The sequence below is a fragment of the uncultured Phenylobacterium sp. genome (assembly GCF_902826855.1).
Taxonomy (GTDB): domain Bacteria; phylum Pseudomonadota; class Alphaproteobacteria; order Caulobacterales; family Caulobacteraceae; genus Phenylobacterium.
Genome location: NZ_CADEGK010000030.1, coordinates 12,766 through 29,838 on the forward strand (window position 1 = coordinate 12,766; position 17,073 = coordinate 29,838).

General features: G+C 70.4%; 16 protein-coding genes. 9 read left to right on the forward strand and 7 right to left on the reverse strand.

Annotated elements, in window-relative coordinates:
* Together sfsA and QZV94_RS06520 are read right to left on the reverse strand one after the other, a co-directional pair.
* Window positions 1-641: DNA/RNA nuclease SfsA (sfsA, locus tag QZV94_RS06515; protein WP_293676997.1), on the reverse strand; the 641-nt coding region annotated here is incomplete at its 3' end.
* Between the two features lie 86 nt (window positions 642-727).
* Window positions 728-997: a hypothetical protein gene (locus QZV94_RS06520; RefSeq protein WP_293676998.1), complete on the reverse strand. Its 270-nt coding sequence runs from the start codon at window positions 995-997 to the stop codon at window positions 728-730.
* Between the two features lie 119 nt (window positions 998-1,116).
* Here QZV94_RS06520 and QZV94_RS06525 point away from each other — a divergent pair, with 119 nt between their 5' ends.
* The gene (locus QZV94_RS06525; protein ID WP_293676999.1) at window positions 1,117-1,884 is read left to right on the forward strand and encodes a competence/damage-inducible protein A; all 768 of its coding nucleotides are present in this window, start codon (window positions 1,117-1,119) and stop codon (window positions 1,882-1,884) included.
* On the opposite strand, the gene QZV94_RS06530 is transcribed toward QZV94_RS06525, so the two are convergent.
* Window positions 1,881-2,813, reverse strand: a complete 933-nt coding sequence (locus QZV94_RS06530; RefSeq protein ID WP_293677000.1) for a phytanoyl-CoA dioxygenase family protein — start codon at window positions 2,811-2,813, stop codon at window positions 1,881-1,883. The two genes, QZV94_RS06525 and QZV94_RS06530, sit on opposite strands and share 4 nt — an antisense overlap.
* A complete protein-coding gene (locus tag QZV94_RS06535; RefSeq protein ID WP_293677001.1) occupies window positions 2,810-3,085 on the reverse strand; it encodes a hypothetical protein in 276 nt (91 codons plus the stop codon). Before QZV94_RS06535 ends, QZV94_RS06530 begins: the two co-directional genes overlap by 4 nt.
* A 124-nt stretch (window positions 3,086-3,209) precedes the next feature.
* Between QZV94_RS06535 and QZV94_RS06540 the strand changes: the two genes are divergently transcribed.
* The 3 genes from QZV94_RS06540 (at window position 3,210) to QZV94_RS06550 (ending at window position 5,503) form a co-directional block, all read left to right on the forward strand.
* The gene (locus QZV94_RS06540) at window positions 3,210-3,992 is read left to right on the forward strand and encodes an SDR family oxidoreductase (RefSeq protein WP_293677002.1); all 783 of its coding nucleotides are present in this window, start codon (window positions 3,210-3,212) and stop codon (window positions 3,990-3,992) included.
* Between the two features lie 10 nt (window positions 3,993-4,002).
* Window positions 4,003-4,797, forward strand: a complete 795-nt coding sequence (locus QZV94_RS06545) for an enoyl-CoA hydratase/isomerase family protein (RefSeq protein ID WP_293677003.1) — start codon at window positions 4,003-4,005, stop codon at window positions 4,795-4,797.
* A 97-nt stretch (window positions 4,798-4,894) separates the two neighbouring features.
* Window positions 4,895-5,503, forward strand: coding sequence for an NUDIX domain-containing protein (locus QZV94_RS06550; RefSeq protein WP_293677004.1), 609 nt, complete (start codon window positions 4,895-4,897; stop codon window positions 5,501-5,503).
* Between the two features lie 24 nt (window positions 5,504-5,527).
* Here the strand turns inward: QZV94_RS06550 and QZV94_RS06555 are convergent, their stop codons facing one another.
* Window positions 5,528-6,568 (reverse strand): glycosyltransferase, encoded by a 1,041-nt coding sequence (locus QZV94_RS06555; protein WP_293677005.1) that lies wholly within the window; start codon window positions 6,566-6,568, stop codon window positions 5,528-5,530.
* Entirely contained in the window at window positions 6,569-7,411 is an 843-nt protein-coding gene (gene purU / locus QZV94_RS06560; protein WP_293677006.1) for a formyltetrahydrofolate deformylase, read from the reverse strand.
* A gap of 122 nt (window positions 7,412-7,533) precedes the next feature.
* On the opposite strand from purU, the gene QZV94_RS06565 reads away from it, so the two are divergent.
* The gene (locus tag QZV94_RS06565) at window positions 7,534-8,100 is read left to right on the forward strand and encodes a hypothetical protein (protein ID WP_293677007.1); all 567 of its coding nucleotides are present in this window, start codon (window positions 7,534-7,536) and stop codon (window positions 8,098-8,100) included.
* 3 nt (window positions 8,101-8,103) lie between these two features.
* Here the strand turns inward: QZV94_RS06565 and QZV94_RS06570 are convergent, their stop codons facing one another.
* Window positions 8,104-8,787: a superoxide dismutase gene (locus QZV94_RS06570; protein ID WP_293677008.1), complete on the reverse strand. Its 684-nt coding sequence runs from the start codon at window positions 8,785-8,787 to the stop codon at window positions 8,104-8,106.
* A gap of 227 nt (window positions 8,788-9,014) precedes the next feature.
* Here QZV94_RS06570 and QZV94_RS06575 point away from each other — a divergent pair, with 227 nt between their 5' ends.
* The 4 genes from QZV94_RS06575 to QZV94_RS06590 all read left to right on the forward strand — a co-directional run.
* A complete protein-coding gene (locus QZV94_RS06575; protein WP_293677009.1) occupies window positions 9,015-10,694 on the forward strand; it encodes a ShlB/FhaC/HecB family hemolysin secretion/activation protein in 1,680 nt (559 codons plus the stop codon).
* A 14-nt stretch (window positions 10,695-10,708) separates the two neighbouring features.
* Window positions 10,709-13,366, forward strand: a complete 2,658-nt coding sequence (locus QZV94_RS06580; RefSeq protein WP_293677010.1) for a filamentous hemagglutinin N-terminal domain-containing protein — start codon at window positions 10,709-10,711, stop codon at window positions 13,364-13,366.
* On the forward strand, window positions 13,363-16,458 hold the full coding sequence (locus tag QZV94_RS06585) for a CHAT domain-containing protein (protein ID WP_293677011.1): 3,096 nt from the start codon (window positions 13,363-13,365) through the stop codon (window positions 16,456-16,458). The genes QZV94_RS06580 and QZV94_RS06585 overlap by 4 nt, the downstream gene beginning before the upstream one ends.
* A gap of 241 nt (window positions 16,459-16,699) precedes the next feature.
* A partial coding sequence (locus tag QZV94_RS06590; protein WP_293677012.1) for an alternative oxidase occupies window positions 16,700-17,073 on the forward strand: 374 nt, incomplete at its 3' end.

The following is a 17,073-nucleotide window of genomic DNA, read 5'->3' on the forward strand; positions in this document are numbered from 1 at the left end:
TACGCCAGGACCTCGACGCCCTCGACCGCGGCCCGGGTCAGGCCGGCGGCATAGGCCGGGTCCAGCTCGGCGCAGGCGGCGAAGGCGTCGCAGTCGGTCCGCTGGATGACGAACAGCATCACCGCGCGCTGGCCCGCCTCGACCATGGCGGTGAGTTCGCGCAGATGCTTCAGGGAGCGGGCGGCCACGCAATCAGGAAACTCAGCGAGGCTGCCTGAACGGCGCAGGTGGCAGTTCTTCACCTCCAGCCAGCAGGGCGAGCGGTCCGGGTGCTCCAGCAGGAAATCCACGCGGGAGTTGACGCCATAGCGGACCTCGCGGCGGTGGGTGGCGTACCCGCTGAGTTCGGGGATGGCGTCGGCCGCCAGCGCCTCGGCGGTCAGCCGGTTCGGGTGCATGGTGTTGATGCCGACCAGGCCGCCGTCGGCCTCCAGCAGCTCCAGGGTGTGGGCCAGCTTGCGCTTGGGGTCCTCGGAGCGGGAGACCCAGGCCGGCAGGCCCGGGGTGTTCAGGCCCAGCATGGCGCCGGGGTTGGGGCAGTGGGCAGTGATCTCGCGGCCGTCGTCCAGGACGATATCGGCGAAGAAGCGCTTGTAGCGGCTGACGAGCAGGCCGCGGGCGAGGGGGCTGGGGAAGTCCATGGGCGGGATCTACTAACCCTGGACCCAGGCGAGCGGAAACCCCGACCCGACGGGTCGGGGCTCCAAACCTCGCAGACCGGCGCGGCCTACTTCTTTTCGGTGGTCGTGGTGGTGGTGGTCGACGAGCCGGGATCGCCGGTCATGGGATCGGGCGAGGTCGTCGTGGTGGTGGATTCGCTGGTGGTGGACGCCTCGGCCGGCGGCGTCACCGTGACTTCCGGCGGGGTGACGGTGATTTCGGTCGCCGGCGGCGGCGCGGCGACGGGCGGGTCGGCCTCTTGCTTCTGGGTGCAGGCCGACAGGCTCACGGCGAAGGCGGCGGCGGCGAGGGCCGCAGTGACGGTGGCAAGTTTCATGTGTTGTCCCCGGAGGCGCATCCTCCCGAGCGCCCAACGCGCCAGCCTGGAAACGGTTGCGTGGCTTGGAGACTGGGCCGTCCCTCGCCTACAGTTGCCCGAGCAACCTCGGAGATCGCATGGCCCTGCCGGCAGAAGACCGCGTCACCTGCGCCGTGCTGGTCATCGGCGACGAGATTTTGTCCGGCCGCACGCAGGACACCAACACGCGTGACATCGCCCGCTATCTGGGCGTGATCGGCATCGACCTGGCGGAGACCCGCACGGTGCCGGACGTGATGGAGGAGATCATCGCGGCGCTGAACGCGCTGCGCGCGCGCTACGACTACGTGATCACCACCGGCGGGATCGGGCCGACGCACGACGACATCACCGCCGACGCGGTGGCCGCGGCGTTCGGGGTTGAGCTTGAGGAGCACCCGGACATCATCGCCATGATGACCGCCCGCTGGACCGGCGAACTGAACGCGGCGCGGCGGCGGATGGCGCGGGTGCCGGTGGGCGGCGTGCTGGTGAAGAACCCCGTGCAGGGGCCGCCGGGGTTCGCGATCGGCAATGTATTCACTCTGGCCGGCGTGCCGCAGATCATGCGGGGCATGCTGGAGGATGTCGGGCCTCGCATGCGCGGCGGGCGGCCCACCGTCTCGCGCACCGTGCGGGTCGAGGGATCGGGCGAGGGTGCGATCGCCGCGCCCCTCGAGGCGGTGGCCAAGGCCCATCCGGACATGTCGCTGGGCAGCTACCCGTTCTTCGGCGCCGAGGGCTACGGCTCCAACCTGGTGCTGCGCAGCCGGGATGTGGGCCAGCTGGTCGAGGTGGTTGGCGAGCTCATCGCCGCACTGAAGGGCGCCGGGATCGACAACGTCCGAGAGGTGGAAGTCGTTTAGGCCGTAGCCAGGTTCTCCAGGCGGGTCAGCCAGTAGTCGGCGTCATAGCCGGCGTCGCCGGTGAGGTAGCGCCACAGCTTGACGCGGTTGATGAACTCGAGCCGGCCGGTGTCGTCCTCGAACCAGGGTTCGGGGGTCATCAGGATCTGTTCGACGCTCGGCGGCTGCGGCCCCTTCAGGTAGAAGATCGGGCGCTGGGCGGCCGCGCGTTCGAGGGTCGAGAGGTCGAACTGGCGCACCTGGGAAGCCGACGGGTTCATCCGCACCTTGAACATGGTGCGCGTCCGGTCCGAGAGGTTCACGCCGCCCCCGTGCCACATGCCGGAGTGCAGAAAGAGCAGGGTCCCGGCGCCGCACACCATGTGCTGCTGGCCGCGGACGTTCTGATAGCGGCCGAGCGCCGCCTCGCTGACCTTGCGCAGGTGCGTGCCGGGGACGAACCGGGTGCCGCCCATCGGGCGGGTCACCTCGTGCGGGTAGTACATGATCTGCAGATCGAAGGCCTGCCGCGGGTCGATGGTGGAGTCCTGGTGGGTGTGCTGGGACACGTTCTCGCCGCCGCCCGCCTCGTGATAGGCGGGCGGGAAGGTCACGTGCAGGAAATGATGGTCGAACGTGGGGGCCTCGCCCACGAGGCTGCGGATCGCGCCCGCCACGACGGGCAGTTCCAGGAGCCGGGCCATGGCCGAGCCCTGCGGATAGGCCCGCGCCAGCGGCGTGCCGGCCGGGACTTCCGGGACGGCGGCCCGGGCCAGCACCTCGCCGTAGGTCCTGCGCAGCTTGCGGCCCGGCTCGGGGCCGGCGATCTCGCCGACCTCGGCCAGGAACTGGGCGTTGATCTCCTCGGGCACGGCGCCGTCCATCCGCAGGAAGCCGCGGGCGGCGAAACCGGCCATGGTGCGGGCGTCCAGCAAGGGCAGTTCGCTCATGGCGCGACCTCCGACAGTTGCTCGAACCAGAATTCGTACTTGAGGTAGCTCACGTCGAACTCCGCGCCGGGCGTATGGGGCAGGAGCTGGGAGGCCTGGAACAGCCGCCAGCCGTCCTTCAGGGCCTCGAGGCCCGTGCGATAGGGCGGCTCGTCGGCGTCGCCGGCCATGTGCCGCGTCTGGCCCGTGCCGTCGTAGCGGCTCCAGCCCACCACGGCCGAATCCAGCGCCGAGTTGGTCAAGTAGAGAACCAGCACCGTCTGCCGCCGCATTCCAACCCCTCTCGCCCGCGCTGATCGTGACATGAAGCGGCGCCGGGCGGAAAGGGCCACGCCGCCTTGACCGACGCAGGGGCGCCAGCAACAACTCGCTCCCAACAACGGGAGGACTGGTGAGATGGCGTTCAAACCCTTCGACCTGACCGGCAAGGTCGCGCTCGTGACCGGAGGCAACGGCGGCATCGGCCTGGGGATGGCCGAGGGCTTGGCGCAGGCCGGCGCCAAGGTCGCCGTCTGGGGCCAGAACCCCGAGAAGAACGCCAAGGCCGAGGCGGCGCTGAAAGCGCATGGCGTTGACGCGGTGGCCATGCAGGTGGACGTCGGCGACGAGGCGGCCGTGGTTAAGGGCGTGGCCGATGTGCTGGCCCGGTTCGGCCGCATCGACTTCTGCGCCGCCAACGCGGGCGTGGGCGGGGGCGGAGCCTTCGAGACGATGACCACCGAGAGCTGGCGCCGCGTCACCACCATCAACCTGGACGCCGTCTTCTGGACCTTTCGCGAGGTAGTGAAGCACCTGATCGAACGCGCCAAGGCCGGCGATCCGGGCGGGTCGCTACTGGTGACGTCGTCGACCTCGGCGATCGATGGGGCGCCGCGCAACCAGGCCTATGCCTCGACCAAGGGCGGGGTGCTCTCGATGGTGCGCGGCCTGGCCGTGGAATACGCGCGCTATGGCGTGCGGGCCAACTCGATCGTGCCGGGCTGGATCGCCACCGACATGACGGCCGGCTCCCAGGCCTGGGACAAGTTCAACGAAAAGGTCATCCAGGGCCGGGTGCCGATGCGGCGCTGGGGCGAGTGGGAGGACTTCGCGGGGATCGCGGTCTACCTCGCGTCCGACGCGTCCAAGTTCCACACCGGCGACGATTTCGTCATCGACGGCGGCTACACCATCTTCTGAGGAGGCCCGAATGGCCGACCGTTACGCCCGCTACGAACGCCTGAAGTTCGAGCGGCCCGCCGCCGGCGTGCTGCGGATCGTCATGAGCAATCCGGGCAAGCTGAACGCCGCCGACACGGTGATGCACCGCGAGCTGGCCGAGATCTGGCGCGACGTGGACGCCGATCCGGAGGTGCGCTGCGCCATCCTGACCGGCGAGGGGACGGCGTTCTCGGCCGGTGGCGACTTCGAGATGATCCAGGGGATCGTCGACGACTTCGAGATTCGCGCGCGCTCGATGCGCGAGGCGCGCGACATCGTCATGAACATCATCGACTGCCAGACGCCGGTGATCAGCGCCATGCGCGGGGTAGCGGTGGGCGCCGGTCTGGTCTGCGGCCTCCTGGCCGACGTCTCGATCGCCACGCCCGATTGCCGGATCATCGACGGGCATACGCGGCTGGGCGTGGCGGCCGGGGATCACGCCGCTATCGTCTGGCCGCTGCTCTGCGGCATGGCCAAGGCCAAGTACTACCTGCTCACCTGCGACCCCCTGAACGGGGCGGAAGCCGAGCGCATCGGGTTGATCTCCCTGGTCGCCGACGACGCCGACCTGGACGCCAAGGCGCTGGAAGTGGCGACCAAGCTCGCCAACGGCGCGCCCCGCGCCATCGCCTGGACCAAGCACGCCCTGAACCACTGGCTGCGCACGGCCGGCCCGGCCTTCGACGCCTCCCTGGCGCTGGAGTTCCTAGCCTTCACGGGGCCCGAGGCGGCCGAGGGGCTGGCGTCGCACAGGGAGAAGCGGAAGCCGAAGTTCGTGTAGAGGGCCCGCGCTCCCACTTGCGAGCACGACCGATAAGCGGACCCTGGGAAACCCGAGAAGGGTGGCTTGCAGACCTAGACAAAGCCATCCTCGGCGGATGTCCGGCCCGCCCACAGCAACGACCCGTGATGATGTGGCGGACGCCTTCACCGCGTCGATCACACATCTGACCCCGCTGTCTGATCGGGAGGGACGCTACGACCATGCTCCGGTGCGCGCCCGTACATACGTCACCGACCATGGGTGGCCGGAAGTCCTGGCCTTCTCTGTTCGTGCCGTGGTGTTCAGACGCAACAGCGTTGTCGTCGTGCGTCTCCGGGACGGCTACCGCCATATCCTACCCGGCGGCCGGCGTGAGCCCGGCGAAACGCTCGAGGAGGCGCTCCGTCGGGAGGTTCTGGAAGAGAGCGGCTGGCACTTGGCCCTGCTCAGGCCGTTGGGTTTCGAGCATGTGCAGCATCTGGGCGCACCGCGTCCAGGGTTCCCAGCCTTCGGGTTCATCAACCCGCTCTACATCGCCGAAGGCGCTTCCTTCCAGAGGTCGGCGCGCGACCTCACGCAGAGCGAGGCGGGATCGTGCCTCGTTCCGATTGGTCGGGCCATGCGTGAATTGCCCTCGTCGGGCGTTGCGCTGCTAACGGCGGCGACGTCGGCGCGACAGGTCTGCAACGGGGTCGGAAGTGAGGATTGGCGTCGCGGCGGATAGCGTACACTTGCCGCCAGGCTCCGCTCAGCCGCGGCGCGCCGCGATCGCGTGATAGCGCGCCGCCTCGTCCTTGCGGCCCAGGGTCTCGTAGAAGACCGCCAGGTTGTGCGCCGCCATATGGCTGCCGCGGCCCGGCACCGACCCGTCGAGGCTGGGCTGCTCGCCGATCTCCAGGCACCGCTTCCACGCTGACTCGACGATGGGCAGGAAGTCGGTGGCGGCGCGCTCCGGCGCCTGGCTGGCGCACTCCAGGTAGAGGTCGCCGAGGGCGAAATAGAAGTCGGGGGAGCCCGGCCAGCGGTCGATCTCGGCCCCAGCCAGGTCCAGCGCCTCCTCCAGGCGGCCGGCGGTCTTCAGCGCGGTGAGCGCGCGAACCACCAGGCCGTGGCGCCAGGGGACGTCCGTCGGGGCCAGGCGCAACGCCTCGGCGAAGCACAGCGCCGCCTGTGGCGGGCGATCGCGGACCTGATGCTCGCGGGCCAGCTGGTACCAGAGGTAGGGGTCTTCGGGCGCGCTCTGCAGTTCGGCCATCAGCAGGGCCTCGTTGCGGCCGGCCTTCCGTTCGAGGTTGGCGGCGGTGTAGCCGTCGTGGCCGAGGACGAGGGTGGTTCGGAAACTGCCCTTCGCGCCCACCGGCTGCTCGTGCACCCGGCCTTCGTAGCGCACGCCGCGGGGCAGGATGCGGGGGAGCCAGACGTTCGAGGCCTCCCCGCCCGGCGTGTCGGTCTGGTTCTCCAGCCGCACCAGGCCCACGCGTTCGCCGCCGGAGGCGGCCAGCGCCGCCAGGGCCTCGCCGCCGCCTTCGATCCACTCGTCGGCGTCCAGCACCAGGTTCCAGGCGGCGTCGGAATGAGCGAGGGCGGCGTTGCGGGCGGCGGCGAAGTCGTCGACCCAGGTGAAGTGGCGCACCTCCGCCCCATGCCGGGTGGCGATGGCGACCGTGTCGTCGACCGAGCCGGTGTCCAACACGATCATGCGGTCGACGTGCGCGCGGGCGCTGTCCAGGGCCCGGCCGATGGCGTGGGCCTCGTCGCGCGCGATCATCACCAGGGCCAGGCGGGTCATCTAGTCGGTGAACACCACCGTCTTGCGGCCGTTCAGCAGCACGCGGTCCTCGATGTGCCAGCGCACGGCGCGGGCCAGGACGCGGCGTTCGATGTCGCGGCCCTTGCGGACCAGGGCGGCGGGGGTGTCGCGGTGGCTGATGCGCTCGACGTCCTGCTCGATGATCGGGCCCTCGTCGAGGTCGGCGGTGACGTAGTGGGCGGTGGCGCCAATCACCTTCACGCCGCGGCCGTGGGCTTGGTGGTAGGGCCGCGCGCCCTTGAAGCCGGGCAGGAACGAGTGGTGGATGTTGATGCAGCGGCCCTCCAGCCGACCCGCCAGGTCGCCGGAGAGCACCTGCATGTAGCGGGCGAGGACGACGAGTTCGGTCCCGGTCTCCTCGATCAGCTTGAGCAGCGCGGCTTCCTGGGCGGGCTTGGTCTCCGGCGTCACGGGCAGGTGGCGGAAGGCGATGCCCTGCAGGTCGGTATGCGGGAAGCTGGCGGCCGGGTGGTTGGAGACCACCGCAGTGATGTCCAGGGGCAGCTCGCCCTGCCGCCAGCGCCAGATCAGGTCGGAGAGGCAGTGGTCGGTCTGCGACGCCAGGATCATCACCCGGCGGCGTTCCGTCCGGCCGCGTAGGGTCCAGGTCATGGCGTAGGTCTCGGCCAGCGGCCGCACGGCGGCGCGCCAGGCCTCGGCGTCCGCCTCGCCGGGGTCGAACACCACGCGCATGAAGAAGCGGCCAGTCTCCTGGTCGTTGTACTGTTGGGCGTCGAGGATGTTGGCGCCGCGCTCGAACAGCAGGGCCGAGACCCGGGCCACGATGCCGGGACGGTCGTCGCAGGAGAGGGTGAGGATCATCGCCGCCTGCCGTGGCAGGCCGACCCCCGGGCGGTCAAGCCGCGAGCGAAGGCGGCCTTGCCGCTTTCCATGGCCAAGCTCGTCGGACACTATCGGGTGAAGCCCCGAGCCAAGGACCGAATATGCGCGCGTTGACCCCCCTCGTGATCGCGACCCTCGCCATGCAGGGCCTGACGCCCGTGGCCGCCAATGCCCAGCCTCGCGAGGACCGCTACGCCACCGAGGCCTGCGGTGGCGCGCTGCAGGGCGAGGTCCGCGATCAGTATCCCCAAGCCTATGGGGTGCGGATCACCAATTCGACGCCCCTGTCGCAGGGGCGGGGCGAGATCTCCGTGCGCGGGGAGGGCGAGTTCGAGGACCGCAATGGCGGCGCTGCGCGCTTCGACTACAGCTGCGTCTACGATGTGCGCGCCAACCGGACCTACGGCCTGGACGTCTACAACGTGCGGCCGAAGAAGGCCCCCGGCGAGAAGAAGGACAACTCCGCCGCAATTGCGGGCCTGGTGCTGGGCGCCATCGTGGTCGGCGCGCTGGTGGCCGGCGACAAGGACAACGACCGGGACCGCGACCGCGATCGCCGGCGCGAGTGGAGCCCCGAGCCGGGCGTCCGCTGCAACAGTCGCGAGGCCCGTTGCTACAAGGACGGGCGATATTCCGAACGGTGGACCCGGCGGATCTTCGTCCGCTGACGTCTAGAGGCTCGGCCGGATCGTCTCGCTGAGGTCGGCGTCGCGGTCCGGGTCACGCTGGGGCGGCGGGTAGCGGAACCCATCACCCTGGCCGTCCGATGCGGCGAGCTGCGCGGCGGCGAACTCCCAGTTGGCCAGGCTCTCGAACCAGCGCTCCAGGAAGGCCTTCCGGTCGTTCTTGTAGTCCAGGTAGTAGGCGTGCTCCCACAGGTCGCAGACCAACAGCGGGAACAGCCCCTCTCGGACCAGGGTGTCCTCCGCATCGTGGGTGGAGATCACCCGCAGGCCCTCGGAGCCCGTCACGATCCAGACCCAACCCGAGGCGAAGTGCTCGACGCCCTCCTCGACGAAAGCGTCCTTGAGCGCCTGCAGGCCGCCGAAGCCGCGGATCGCCTGGGCCAGCTCGCCGGTCGGCTCGGCCGCGCCGGCCGGGCGCATGCACTTCCAGAAAAAGGCATGGTTCCAGGCCTGGGCGGCATTGTTGAACAGGGACTTGTCGCCCCGCTTGTGCGCCTCCCGGACCACGTCCTCGAGCGGTCGGCCGGCCAGTCCGGCCTTGGCGGCCAGGGCATTGGTCTTCTCCACATACGCCTTGTGGTGCTTGTCATGGTGGGTGTGCAGGGTGTCGCGCGACAGCAGCGGCGCCAGTGCGTCGTAGCCGTAGGGCAGCTCAGGCAGGACATACATGAAGGGACCTCGGAGGGGCGGCGCCCGCGGCGCCTGTTCCAGGGGTCAACACCTGAGGCGGAACCGGCGTTCCAAGCCGGGGCAGCCAGATTCCCCATTGCGTCTCAACCGCATAACTGCGTGATACTGCCGCCCACGGCCGCCGCCATGCACGGGCGACGCTCGGAAACATGGGCCTTCGGGCCCGGCGCAACGCCGACACGGGGCGCTCCGGGGGGATGTGAGTAATGCGGCTTCCCGCAGCGCGGTTCGGCGCGGCCGGGGTATTGGCGATCATCGCTGCGCCCGGAATTGCGCACGCCCAGGTGAGTGTCGCGCCGACACGCCAGGAACTCAATCCTGCCGCCCGCGCCCAGCAGGCGCCGCCGGCCCCCGACCTGTTCTCGCACCCCGGCGCCGGACCGTGCCCCCTGGCGGTGGACCCAGCGCCGCTGACGATCGCTTCGGTGACCTTGCGCGGGCTGGAGTCCGTGCCGGCGGCCGAGCTGCAGGGCGCCTACGCCGATCTCTTGAACCGCCAGGGCGATGCGGCCGATCTCTGCAAGGTGCGCGACCGCTTGGCGGAGGCGCTCTTCGACCGCGGGCTGCTGGCGCGGGTGGAGATCCCCGCCCAGACCATCGACGCCGGGGCCGTGACCCTGGAGGTGATCGAAGCTCACATCGTCAATGTGACGGTGCGCGGCGACCCGGGGCCGGCCGGCCCCGCCCTGGAGCGGTACGCCAGCAAGCTGCGCGGCATGGCGCCCTTCGACGTGAACCGGGTGCAGCGCTACGTCCTGCTGGCCTCCGACGTCCCGGGTCTGAGGGTTCGGGCCTCGGTGCGGCCGAACGCGTCCGGCGCGCGTGGCGCCGTGGATCTCGACCTCAACGTCGAGCGCAACGCCGAGGACCTGATCGTCAACGCCCAGAACCTGCAGGCCAAGACCACCGGCCGCTGGGGCGTCTTGGCCCGCTATGACGTGAACGCCCACACCGCCTGGGGCCAACAGACCTCATTCGCCGTCTATCGGACAATCCGCAACGAGCAGTGGGTGGTCCAGGGGCTGGAGGAGGCGCGGCTGGGCGGCGAGGGTTGGGTGGTGCGCGCGTCCGCCGCCTATGGCGAGAGCCGGCCGGGCGACGTGCTCAAGGGACTGGGACTGAAGAGCACCAGCCTGGTGGCCAATCTCGAGGCGGCTTACCCGCTCGTGCGCAAGCGCCGCGAGAACCTGTCGGTGGCCGCCGGCCTGGAGGTGGTGGACCAGGACACCAGGCTGAGCGGCGGCGGGCGGCTGATCAACGACGACCTGAGGATCCTCTACGCCCGGGCCGAGGCCAACCGCACCTTCTACTGGTGGGGCTATCGGCCGATGGTCGTGAGCGGCGACGTCGGGGTCCGACGCGGCTTAGAGGGGCTCGGTGCGACGGATGCAGGCGACCGGCTGCTGTCCCGGGCCGAGGCGCGGACCAGCGCCTGGGTGGCAAGCGCCAGGGCCGATGTGCTGGCCCTGCTGGGGCCGCGGCTCCAGGCGCGGGTGGCGATCGACGCGCAGTATTCCCGCAAGCCGCTGGCGGCCTACGAGGAGTACGCTGTGGGCTCGCTGACCATCGGGCGCGGCTACGATCCGGCCTACATCTCCGGCGACAGCGCGATCGCCGCGAGCTTCGAGCTGCGAGGCGGGCCGTTCCAGCCGCGCTCCGGGTTCGTCTTCAGCCCCTACGCCTTCTTCGACATAGCCCACACGAGCGACCGAGACACCGGCGCGCGGGACGAGACGGTCAGCTCCGTCGGCGGCGGCGTGCAACTCCCGATCCTTGAGCGATGGGTGCTGGACGTCGGCTACGCGCATCCTCTTGAGAAGCGCGCCTTCGAGCGCAAGCGGCCGCCCGGCCGCCTGCTGGTCAATTTCACCGCCCGCTTCTTCTGAGTGCGAGAGGAGCCATGATGCGTTCGTCCCGAACCCTCTCCAGCCTCCTGGCCTGCGGCGCGGCCGCTGGGGCCCTGATGGCCGCCGGCCAGGCGGCGGCGCTACCGGTGCCGGCAGGAACGCCGGCGCTGGTGAACCCGGGCGGCGCCCAGCCTGCGATCACCTTCGGATCGTCCGACGTGTCGGTGAACCTGAACGCGCAACGGACGATCATCGACTGGGACTCATTCGACGTTCTCGCCGGCCAGTCCGCTCAGTTCCTGTTCGATCAGCGCAACTGGATCGTGCTGAACCGTGTCGCCAACTCGCCGGTCAACATCGATGGCCAGATCGTCGCCAACTTCGGGACGGCCGCCTCCGCCTCCAATCCGGTCGGCGGCAACGTCTGGTTCTACTCGCCGCAAGGCGTGGCGTTCGGACCCAACGCTCGGGTGGACGTGGGCGGCCTGCTGGCCACCAGCGCCTTGGCGAACACCGCGGCCTTCCTCAACCCCGCCAACGTCAACATCCCCTTCACCGGCTCCGGAAGCGGCGGGCCGGTGACCGTGGCGTCGGGCGCCCAGCTGAACGCCACCGCTCACATCGCCCTGGTGGCCCCCCTGGTGACAACCGCGGCCGGCTCCACGGCCACCGTCAGCGACTACGGCACGGCGCTGTACGGCGGCGCCGACACCTACGAGATCCAGTTCTTCCCGACCTTCAACAACGACCTGACGCTGTTCACCTTCATCGTGCCGAACAGCGCGGCTGGCACGCCCAATGCCCAGGCGCTCAGCATCGCCGGCCAGACCACCTCGGGCACCATCTACCTCGCCGCCTACAGCCGCGCCGCCCTCGCGAGCGAGTTGATCAACGCCCCCGGCCTGCTGACCGCACAATCCTCGTTCAACGAGTACGGCCAGGTCACCATCACCACCGGACGGAACATCATCCTGGGCCAACCGGGCGCGAACGGGCAGCTCCAGTTCCAGGTGCCCGGCGTCACCAGCGGCAGTGTGCGGGTGGGCGAAATCAATGCCGACGGCAACGTGAACGTCATCCTCACCCCCATCGATGTGGGCGCGACGGGCGTGCTCCTGGGCGATTTCAACGCCACCAAGGTTCGCTCCGGCCAGGGCCTGGTGATCGTTGGGAACGTGGTCAACATCCCGGGGGGCGTGAGTTCAGGCGACGCCGGCGTGAATTTCCGCAACACCGTCGTGAACGCCTCCGGTCCGGTGAACATCCCCACGATCACCTCCGGAACCGACATCTTCGTCGGCAGCCGTTTCAATGACTTTCAGTTCGACACCGTAACAGCCGGTGGCGGTATCACCCTGATGACTTTGCAGGGTGTCTTCGGGAACCAGGTGACCAGCGGGGGCGGCACGCTCCTGGTCAACACCGGCGGGCCGACGAGCGTCTCGTCGATTTCGGGCGCCATCGTCCAGATCCTGTCCGCCCAGGCCGCCACCGTCGGCTCCGTGACCGGGGCGACGTCGGTCACCGCAGGCTCGAACACGAGCCTCGATTTCGGGACCGTCACGGCGCCGACGTTCACCGCCACCTCTCTCATGGTCAGTCTCGGGACCGTGAGTATCTCCGGCGACGCGCTGATCCGCACGCCGCAGATGAACCTGACGACCAGCTTCACGGCCGCAAACCTCACCATTGAAGGCTCCGCGGGCCGCTTCCGGCTGGGAGGCGCCATCGAACCCGGCCTCACCGACGCCGAGTTGCAGCGCATCCGCGTCACCGGCGCGCTCAACCTCTATGCGGGCCAGACCGTGCCCACGCCGGGGAACCCCAACCCCGCCTACGGCGACTTCGAGGTCCACGACCTGACGCTCGATGTGACCAAGGTTCCGCGCCTGAACCTCTTCGCGCGGACAGGGCGGCAGGTCAGCGTCCTGGGGAGCGTCCAGGTGATCGGCTCGGGCGGGATCCTGCAGATTGGCGAAGCCGCGTCTGACGCCCTCTTCAAGCCCAGCCGCATCCTCATCTCCGGCTCGCTCGGGACGGCGCAGGGCGACGCCCTGGCTGGCTTCACCGAGGCGAGCGGGTTCGCGGGCGTTCAGCTGAATGCCGGGGACGACATCCTGATCGGCTCGTCCCGCTTCATCGAGCTGATCGACGAGACGTCCTCGTCAGACATCGACCTCGCCGGCGGCCTGCCCTCGGGCGTCGCCGCGGAAGGCGACGAGATCGGCCATCTCTTCCTGGTGGCCGGCCGCGCGGAGCTGTCCGCAGGCGGGCGGATCCTGCAGCAGAACACCGCCGCTGTGGGGGGACCGGAGGCAGGCATCTACCTGACCGGCGAGGGCATCCCAGCCTCCGAGTCGCTGCTGGTCATCGGTGGCGGACCTGAGGCCGTCGACCTGTTCGGCTCTCTCGCCGACGAGACGGGGCTGATCTCGGGCAGCCAGGCCGCCTTCTCCCGGCGCATCACGGCCGGCAGCGAGACCGCCTTCTCCAGCGCGGCGCGCTTTAACGGCTGCCCACTGGGGATCGGCTGCGCGGTCGCGACGCCTTCGACCGCCTTCCGGATCGAATCCTTCCAGCCGGCCGCCGCGGCGGCGGCCATCGATCCGCCCGTGCTCACCGCGCCGCCGCGGGTCGACGACGACGAAGACGACGACGAGGCCGTTGTCACGGGCACGGGCAACGAAGAGATCTGGCGGAGGGACCAATGAGCGCGCGCCTGATGATCGCCGCCCTCGCGGCCTGGGCCGTCGGCGTGACGGCCGCGGCCGCCGCCGCGCCGGAGCGTTTCGCCCTGGGCCAGAGCGGCGCTAGCGGGGCCATCTGCGAGGCGGTGCGTGATTACCAGGACCCCCTGGGACAGGGGGCGGCCAAGGCCTGGCGACTGCGCTGCCGGGGCTACGCCGCCAGCCTGGGCCGAATCTACCAGCTGCCGATCGCCCAGAAGGCCGCCTGGCAAGCGGCGCTGGCCGCGCGGGCCCAGTGCGGCCCGGTCGAAGCGGCGCCGCGCGGCCTGGCCGCCTCGCTCGCAACCTGCCGAATGGGCGAGGGCGGCGCGCCCTATGTGACGTTCATGGCCGAGGGGGGTGGAACCTTGACCGTGGCCGAGGGCTTGGCGCCCCTTGCCGACGTGATCGAGACCGGGCTGAGGGTGGCGCTGGGGCAGGTGAAGCCGCCGGCGTCAACGGCCGTGCAGGCCTCGGCCGCCCAGGCGGAGATCGCCGCGGACTTTCCGAACATGAGCGGCCTGGCCGCCGCCGAGGCGGCCGCGGCGGCCGATCCCGACCGGCTGCGCGCCCGCGGCTATGTGCAGAACAACGAGTGGAACTTCGACGAGGCCGAGACCGCGTTCCGCGCCCTGGCCAGCGAGGCGGAAGTGCGCAATGCGCCGGCCGGCCAGCGGGCCGAGGCGCTGCTGAACCTGGCGATGAACATTTCCAACAACGGGCGTTTCGCCGAGGCGGAGGGCTTCTTCGCCGAGGCCGAGGGGCTGATCCCGGCGGGCGAGCCGCTGCTGCGGGCCCGGGGCCTCAACTACCGCGCCTTGCACGAGCGCAACCGGGGCCGCTTCGCTCCGGCGATCGCCGCGGCCCAGCAGGCGATGGCCCTGCGCGCCTCGACTCCTGAAGGCGCTGCGAACCGCCCCGCCGAGCGGCGGCCGCCGACGGCGGGTGGCGGCCTCGTCATCGACCCCGGCCTGGCGCGGCGCCTGAACCAGCCGTCGGCCGCCCAGAGCCAGATCGCCAACAGCAAGATCACGATCGGTGAGCAGTTGGCCATCCAGGACGCCCAGGCCTGGCAGGTGATCGGCACGGCCGAGGCGGCGCGTGGAAATGCCGCCGCGTCGCGCGCCGCGCTGGAGCGGGCGCGCGAGGCCCTGCTGCGCAGCGCCACCGTCGGGCGGCGTACGGCCTGGCTCCAGGCCCGCGTCGAGGCCGACCTGGCGAGCCTGGACCTGAAGGCCGGGCAGGCCGCGCAGGCCGCCGCCCGCTACGACAGCGCCATCACAACCTTACGCACCCGCCACGCCGGAAGCGCCACCGAAGGCGCGTTGCTGCTCGACCTGGGCCGCGCCCAGGCCGCGGCGGGTCGCGAGGCCGATGCGCTCGCCAGCTATGGCCGCGCTATGGCGATCTTCACCGAGCAGCGGGGCGGGCTGGGGGCCTCGGTGGACCAGGCGCAGCCCTATTTCGACCTGCTGCTGAAGGCTATCGACGGCGATCCAGGTAAGGCGGTCGACTACGCGGGGCGGTTCTTCGACGCCTCACAGACGGTGGTCTCCAGCGCCACGGCCGAGACGGTCAACCGGCTGGCCGCTCGCGTGGCGGCGAGCGACAGCGCCATTGCCGGATTGTCGCGGGCCTTTGAGGACTCGCGTCGCCGGCTGCGCGCTACAGAGAGCCAGATCGCGGCCCTGCAGGCGGACGGCGCCTACACCGAGGCCGTGCGGGTCGAGATGGAAGCCGCGCTGAAGACCGAGCAGGCCGAGGCTGACACCCTCGAAGCCCGCATGCTGGCCGCCAATCCTCGCTACAACCAGCTGGTCGCGCCGGGCGCCCCGGTCGGCGAAGTGCAGAAAGCGCTGCGGGCCGGCGAGGTCTACCTGAAGCTGCTGCCGCTCGGCGGGCGGACCTACGGCGTCCTGGTAACGCCCACGACGGTGAAACCCTATGCCGTGGGCATGAGCCGCGCCCAGGTGCTGGCCGCGGTCACGCGTGTGCGTACGGCCCTGGAGCCGTCGGAGCGGCTGCTCCCGTTCGACGCGGCGGCTTCGGCTGCCCTGTTCGACCAGCTGATGGGCCCGGTGAAGGCCGAGGTGCTGGCGGCGCGGCACCTGATCTACGAACCGGACGGAGCGCTGCTCTCTCTGCCGGTGTCCCTCTTCGTCACCGACGCGGCCTCCATCCGCCAGGGCGCGGACGGCGACACCGATTACGCCAAGGTGGCCTGGCTGGGCACGCGGTCTAGCGCCTCGCTGGTGGTTTCCGGGGCCAGTTTCCTGCAGTCGCGCGCTTTCGCCCCGTCGCGGGCGCAGCAGCCCTACCTAGGCTTCGCGGACCCGAACCTGCCGCGCACCGACCCCAAGGCGTTCACCTCGGTCACCCGCTCGTTCCTGCGGCGCAGCGCGGTGCTGGAGGAGGTGTGCGGGGCGACCCGCACGGCGCTGCTGCGCATCGAGGCTCTGCCTGAGACGCTGGCAGAGGTGCGCGCGGTGGGCGCCAGCCTGGGCACGCCGGGCTCCGTGGTGACCGGCGCGGCGTTCAGCGACGACGCGGTGCGTGATCGCACAGACCTGGCCGACTACCGGGTGCTCTATTTCGCCACCCACGGCCTCTTGCCGCAGCCCGACGCCTGCGTCCCGGAGCCGGCCCTGGTCACCTCGCTGGGCGAGGGCGACAGCGACGCCCTGCTGGATTCCAGCGAGATCCTGAACCTGAAGATCGACGCTGACCTCGTGGTGCTGGCCGCCTGCGACACCGGCGGGGCCGGCGCCACCGTGGACCGCACCGGCCTCACCGGCGGCGGCGAGGCGCTGGGCGGGCTCACCAGGGCGATGATCTATGCGGGCTCACGAGCGCTGATCGTCTCGCACTGGTCGATCGAGTCGGAGTCGGCGGTGCGGCTGATGACCGGCTTGTTCGCCTCAAGCGCGCCGACCTTCGCCGACGCCCTCCAACGCTCGCAGGCGGCCCTGCAGGCTGACCCGCAATACGCGCATCCCTACTTCTGGGCGCCGTTCACCCTGGTCGGCGATGGCGCGCGCCCGCTGCCTGCCCAGCCCCGCCAGATCGCCGGCAGCTAGGCCGTTTCTTTTAGCAGGGCGGCATGGCCCGCTTCAGGGGCGTGGGCGAGCGCCTGACCGCGCCGCTCGCGAACGCAACGTCATATAGGTGTCACCCGCTGGCGACGGGCTGCGCCCGCGGCCGAGCTTGCCTCCGCTTTGGTACGTAGGGACCGCTCCCGAATGTCAGGACGCCGGCGGGTTGGATATCCCTTTGCCAAGCCGCGGGAAGCCCGCACCCAGTTCTGAAAGGCCCTTTGCCATGACCGGTCCGGAAATCGACACCACCGCCCACCACGCACCCCAGGGTGTCTCGGATCGTATCGCCTTCGGCTTCGTGAAGGCGCTGCGGTTCTGCGCCGACACGTTCTTCGCCAAACGTTACGGCCACCGCGCCGTGGTGCTGGAAACGGTCGCCGCCGTGCCCGGGATGGTCGGAGCCACGCTCAACCACCTGAAATGTCTGCGCCGCATGGAGGACGACCGCGGCTGGATCAAGACCCTGATGGATGAGGCCGAGAACGAGCGCATGCACCTCATGACGTTCATCGAGGTCGCCAAGCCGACCGGGTTCGAACGCTTCGTGGTGGTGGCCGCCCAGTGGGTCTTCTACCTGTTCTTCTTCGGCCTCTACCT

Excerpts from the sequence above, each read along its gene's own strand:
- purU (WP_293677006.1), bottom strand. The coding sequence starts at position 7,411 with ATGATCCTCACCCTCTCCTGCGACGACCGTCCCGGCATCGTGGCCCGG.
- QZV94_RS06550 (WP_293677004.1), top strand. The coding sequence starts at position 4,895 with ATGTCCGGCCCGCCCACAGCAACGACCCGTGATGATGTGGCGGACGCC.
- QZV94_RS06540 (WP_293677002.1), top strand. The coding sequence starts at position 3,210 with ATGGCGTTCAAACCCTTCGACCTGACCGGCAAGGTCGCGCTCGTGACC.
- QZV94_RS06580 (WP_293677010.1), top strand. The coding sequence starts at position 10,709 with ATGATGCGTTCGTCCCGAACCCTCTCCAGCCTCCTGGCCTGCGGCGCG.
- QZV94_RS06525 (WP_293676999.1), top strand. The coding sequence starts at position 1,117 with ATGGCCCTGCCGGCAGAAGACCGCGTCACCTGCGCCGTGCTGGTCATC.
- QZV94_RS06545 (WP_293677003.1), top strand. The coding sequence starts at position 4,003 with ATGGCCGACCGTTACGCCCGCTACGAACGCCTGAAGTTCGAGCGGCCC.
- QZV94_RS06585 (WP_293677011.1), top strand. The coding sequence starts at position 13,363 with ATGAGCGCGCGCCTGATGATCGCCGCCCTCGCGGCCTGGGCCGTCGGC.
- QZV94_RS06555 (WP_293677005.1), bottom strand. The coding sequence starts at position 6,568 with ATGACCCGCCTGGCCCTGGTGATGATCGCGCGCGACGAGGCCCACGCC.
- QZV94_RS06565 (WP_293677007.1), top strand. The coding sequence starts at position 7,534 with ATGCGCGCGTTGACCCCCCTCGTGATCGCGACCCTCGCCATGCAGGGC.
- QZV94_RS06575 (WP_293677009.1), top strand. The coding sequence starts at position 9,015 with ATGCGGCTTCCCGCAGCGCGGTTCGGCGCGGCCGGGGTATTGGCGATC.
- QZV94_RS06570 (WP_293677008.1), bottom strand. The coding sequence starts at position 8,787 with ATGTATGTCCTGCCTGAGCTGCCCTACGGCTACGACGCACTGGCGCCG.
- QZV94_RS06530 (WP_293677000.1), bottom strand. The coding sequence starts at position 2,813 with ATGAGCGAACTGCCCTTGCTGGACGCCCGCACCATGGCCGGTTTCGCC.
- QZV94_RS06535 (WP_293677001.1), bottom strand. The coding sequence starts at position 3,085 with ATGCGGCGGCAGACGGTGCTGGTTCTCTACTTGACCAACTCGGCGCTG.
- QZV94_RS06520 (WP_293676998.1), bottom strand. The coding sequence starts at position 997 with ATGAAACTTGCCACCGTCACTGCGGCCCTCGCCGCCGCCGCCTTCGCC.